General features: G+C 38.4%; 5 protein-coding genes. 4 read left to right on the top strand and 1 reads right to left on the bottom strand.

The features are described from left to right. Positions 1 to 708 (bottom strand): chromate resistance protein ChrB domain-containing protein (locus tag AC1DND_RS21695; protein ID WP_477584699.1); only part of this gene is annotated, 708 nt, incomplete at its 3' end. Between the two features lie 342 nt (positions 709 to 1,050). On the opposite strand from AC1DND_RS21695, the gene AC1DND_RS21690 reads away from it, so the two are divergent. The 4 genes from AC1DND_RS21690 to AC1DND_RS21675 form a co-directional block, all read left to right on the top strand. Then, positions 1,051 to 1,500 (top strand): SRPBCC family protein, encoded by a 450-nt coding sequence (locus AC1DND_RS21690; protein ID WP_029276549.1) that lies wholly within the window; start codon positions 1,051 to 1,053, stop codon positions 1,498 to 1,500. A gap of 221 nt (positions 1,501 to 1,721) precedes the next feature. Continuing rightward, entirely contained in the window at positions 1,722 to 1,973 is a 252-nt protein-coding gene (locus tag AC1DND_RS21685; RefSeq protein WP_477584698.1) for a hypothetical protein, read from the top strand. Between the two features lie 193 nt (positions 1,974 to 2,166). Continuing rightward, positions 2,167 to 3,243 (top strand): universal stress protein, encoded by a 1,077-nt coding sequence (locus AC1DND_RS21680; protein ID WP_477584697.1) that lies wholly within the window; start codon positions 2,167 to 2,169, stop codon positions 3,241 to 3,243. A gap of 145 nt (positions 3,244 to 3,388) precedes the next feature. Continuing rightward, on the top strand, positions 3,389 to 4,087 hold a 699-nt coding region (locus AC1DND_RS21675), incomplete at its 3' end, for a universal stress protein (RefSeq protein WP_477584696.1).

Genomic DNA, 4,087 nt, shown 5'->3' with positions numbered 1-4,087 from the left:
CAATAGCATAGCCTTTTCAATCCTCATCTTCCGTATATAATCTCCAAAAGACAGATTATCAAAATACTTGGAAAACTCGCGGGATAAATAGGCTGGATTAATTTCCAATTCATCTGAAGCCTGCTGGAGACTTAAAGACATATTCGTATCCATCTGATCCTGTATCATTTCCCGTAATTCATTCGTCCAGGCCGGTGCTTTCTTTCCTTTATTTTCCCGAAGGTACCTAGTGTATATGTCGAGTAACATTTGTTCAACTGGTCCGGCCTGTGTATGTGTTTTGTGATAAAGGTGTTTTGCCCAACTATACAGGCCATCATAAATCTGCATACCTAAAGCCAGTAACTCCTGATCATCTGAACTGTGGTAAGCCAAGCCTGAAAATACAGCTTCTAGCCCTGCTGCCTGTGGTGCGAAGTCATGGCGATCAGTATCTGCACCGCGAACGATAGCCGCAATGCGGTCGAGAGCAGAATCTTTCAACTGGTGTTTTTTGATGAAATAATCAAAAGTGCATTGATCATTGTAATGCGTATATTCTACATCTGGCATGTCGAATGGTATGGCCCCTAATTCCCTGGCTTTAATCATCACCTGATCTGAGGGTACATAAATAATTTCTGCATCGGGATCGATAAAACGCCTGATTAGCCAAGGGCAGGCAATCCGGTCAATTTTTGGATGTTCACGGGTAATCCATTTTGTCATTTGTAATAGGGGAGTAGTATGCAAAGTTAACTATCGTACCTGATTTTAATAACAATAATTCGGTGAAGTGAAACTTTTGTTTATTACATCAAAAAAATGGTTAGTTCACCTGGAATAAACGGCTAAGTTTTTAAGTGACCATATAGCGTGCTGTAGGATAAGTTAGGCCGTAAAGCCCCTTCAACATTGTCGCATATCACCACTGGCAAACTCGAATTTACATGCCATCTTTGTATAGTCAGGAATTAATATTGAAAAAAGACAAATTAATGGAGCAGCTACCATTCCAAAAACGGGCGAAACCGAAAAGCCTTAAGAGTAGGAAATTAAAAAAATGATTTTATGTCGAACAACACCGTTTCATTGCACAGAGTTTTAAAAGCATCGCCAGAAAAAGTATATCGTGCATTTACTGAACCTTTGGCAATTGCTTCATGGTTACCTCCATACGGCTTTCTTTGTACTGTTCACGAAATGACAGTAGCATTAGGAGGCTCTTTTAAAATGTCGTTTCATAATTTTTCTACCTCCAATGGTCATTCATTCGGCGGAAAATACCTTGAAGTAACACCAAACGAGTTTTTAAAGTATACCGATCAGTTTGATGATCCAAACCTGCCTGGTGAAATGATTACCTCAGTTTGGTTGAAAAAGACCTTAGTGGGTACCGAAATTAAAATTACTCAGGAAGGAATTCCTTCAGCTATCCCTGTAGAGATGTGCTACCTGGGTTGGCAGGAATCGCTCGAAAAGTTAGCTAAGCTGGTCGAACCAGAAATACCAGATGCTTAATTAAAGGAATTATATTTTTGAAATACATAACTCCAGCTAACCTCATGGCTTAAGAGGTTGTATCATAAAGACGATTTCACCTCAAATGCTGTCATGTTGAGCTTGTCGAGACACCTCAAAGAGTATTTAACAGGCCCTTCGACAGGCTCAGGATGACAAATCTATATTTATGATACAACCTCTTTTTTGTACGCTTACCTGATATTAAGCGATTTTGCCAAATGATTAAGCCTGTTTTTAGAAGCGGGGTTACGCAATTTAGAACTGGCATTGAAAATACACTGGGCAACCTACCTGTACAAACGATGCTCCATGATTCTGTTTTTAAGAAATTAGATAGTGAATCGAAATTGTTTAAAGTGCTGGTCATCAAAACAAATGAAGTAATTCCTTATACTTCTGTGTTTTTGCAACTCGATTGTGCTTACTGGACTAAATCAARGGAAGATCGTTTAAGAAGTAAGATGAAGTAAAAAAATTCGATTAGAATCTACCTCTTGCAAATGTTGCCCTTCAGTTATCTGGAGGGCTTTTTTATGGTCAAGTAATACGATAATAATGAAATTCATATTCTTTAAACAAATTTGGAATATTCTTGTTGTACTGGTATAAACATCTGACCGGCTCCCTTAAATGATTTTCGATCACTAACAAAGAGATAGGATCATGAAAGAATTTTCTGTCAAATTCAGAACAGATAGTTTGGATCTGAATGCAAAGGTTAGCCCAAACCGCAGGCATGGCCAGTTCAAAGTTGAATTGGCAGGGCAGGAGACTGAACCGCTTATATTAACACAATTGGTAAACGGAGATTGGGAAGTAACAGAACGTGGTACAAATGATTTGTCTGATCAGGAGTTAAGAGGCCTTGGCCACGCCATCGATCTTAAGATTAAGGAAATTTATCAGATTAAAAATATCCTGGTAACAACAGATTTTTCAAAGGCTTCGATTAATGCAGCAGAGTATGCGGCGGCTTTATCCCATCAGCTAAGAATCGATAATCTAGTATTATATCATTCATATGCTGCGCTTGATATACCCACTACATCTTATGCTGCCATGCCATGGCAGTATGATGAGCAGCCTGAAGTGTGCTTAGAAAAGACTAAAAACCTTCAGAAAGATCTGGAAGCGCTAATATCAACACATACCAGGATAGAAGTCTATAACGATGAGCGGGCATTAATTGTTGCTATAAATGAGATAAGTGCTAAGCTCAATATTGGGTTGGTTATAACCAGTACTACAGGAAAAAGTAATCTGGAACGAATTTTAGTGGGTAGCAATGCACTTAGCTTAGCGAAACATTGTAAGGTGCCATTGCTTATGATTCCTCCACAAATTACTTTTAAGCCTATCAAACAAATTGTTTTCGCCTGCGACCTTAAAAATGTTTCAGAATCCACCCCGATTTATGCTATAAAAACCTTTGTCCATGCCCTAGGCGCAAAATTACTCATCTTAAATGTGGATCAGGATGAGACGCATTTCAATCCCGATAGAATTAAAGAAATGACGGCACTGCATCAGCTTTGGGACAGAGAAGAACCCGAATATCACTATATAGATGATGAAAATACCGCACATGGCATTGTGATGTTTGCAGAAAAATATCAAGCCGATCTGATCGTTACCGTTCCAAAAGTATATGGTTTTTTTGAAAGTATATTTCACTCCAGCATCACGAAGAAGCTCACTTATACTACCCATTTACCTTTATTACTGTTTAAAGACGATTAGTAAAGCCAACAAGGCCTTGGATAATTTATACGCTTTACTATACATGTCTACGTTCCATCTAAATATTTAAAATATGTTATGGGACAGGTTATTTGGAACGCTACGTGATAAAATACATTTATTGTAAACCTTAAACAAAAATTTTATGAAAACGACAGAACAAACCAATATAGATATGAAAGCGGCAGCAAATATAGATTCGGAGATGAAAACTATACTTGTGTTAACCGACTTCTCAGCAGCCGCATCAGATGCCGCTGATTATGCGCTAGGATTGGCCGGACAAATCAATGCCTCACGCATTATCTTATGTTATTCTGATTATATTCCTGCAGCAGCAGATATTCCACTGGAAAGCGCAATACAGGCAGCGCATGAAGAGCAGGAACATGCAAGAAAGCTGGCATTACTTAAAGAACAGTTCAGTGCCGAGGTTTCTCAGGCACTTGTTGAGATTTTTGTAGACAAGCGTTCGTTAGCTACAATAGTTAATGATTTTGATGATGAGCATGCGGTTGAACTGGTTGTAATGGGGATGACCGGTAAAAGCAGATTAGAACAGGCCTTAATAGGTAGCAATACCATTAATGTAGCCAAAGCAATAAAAGTACCTTTATTAATTGTTCCAGAAGGAGCAAGATTTCATAAAATTGAAAGGATTCTTTTGGCCTGTGATTTAAAAGAAACAACAAGTGCTTTACCTATTGGTGCAATTAAAAGCTTTGCAGGTACAATTCAGCCAAGGTTATTTGTCTTAAATGTAGAAAGAGATGATGAACACAGCACTGAACTCAATATCGAAGAAAATAGTCTAAGAGCCCACTTTGGGACAGAAAATACAACC

Source organism: Pedobacter sp. 01N416, assembly GCF_056399685.1.
This window is presented reverse-complemented; position numbering and strand designations above follow the sequence as displayed.

Excerpts from the sequence above, each read along its gene's own strand:
- AC1DND_RS21690 (WP_029276549.1), top strand. The coding sequence starts at position 1,051 with ATGTCGAACAACACCGTTTCATTGCACAGAGTTTTAAAAGCATCGCCA.
- AC1DND_RS21680 (WP_477584697.1), top strand. The coding sequence starts at position 2,167 with ATGAAAGAATTTTCTGTCAAATTCAGAACAGATAGTTTGGATCTGAAT.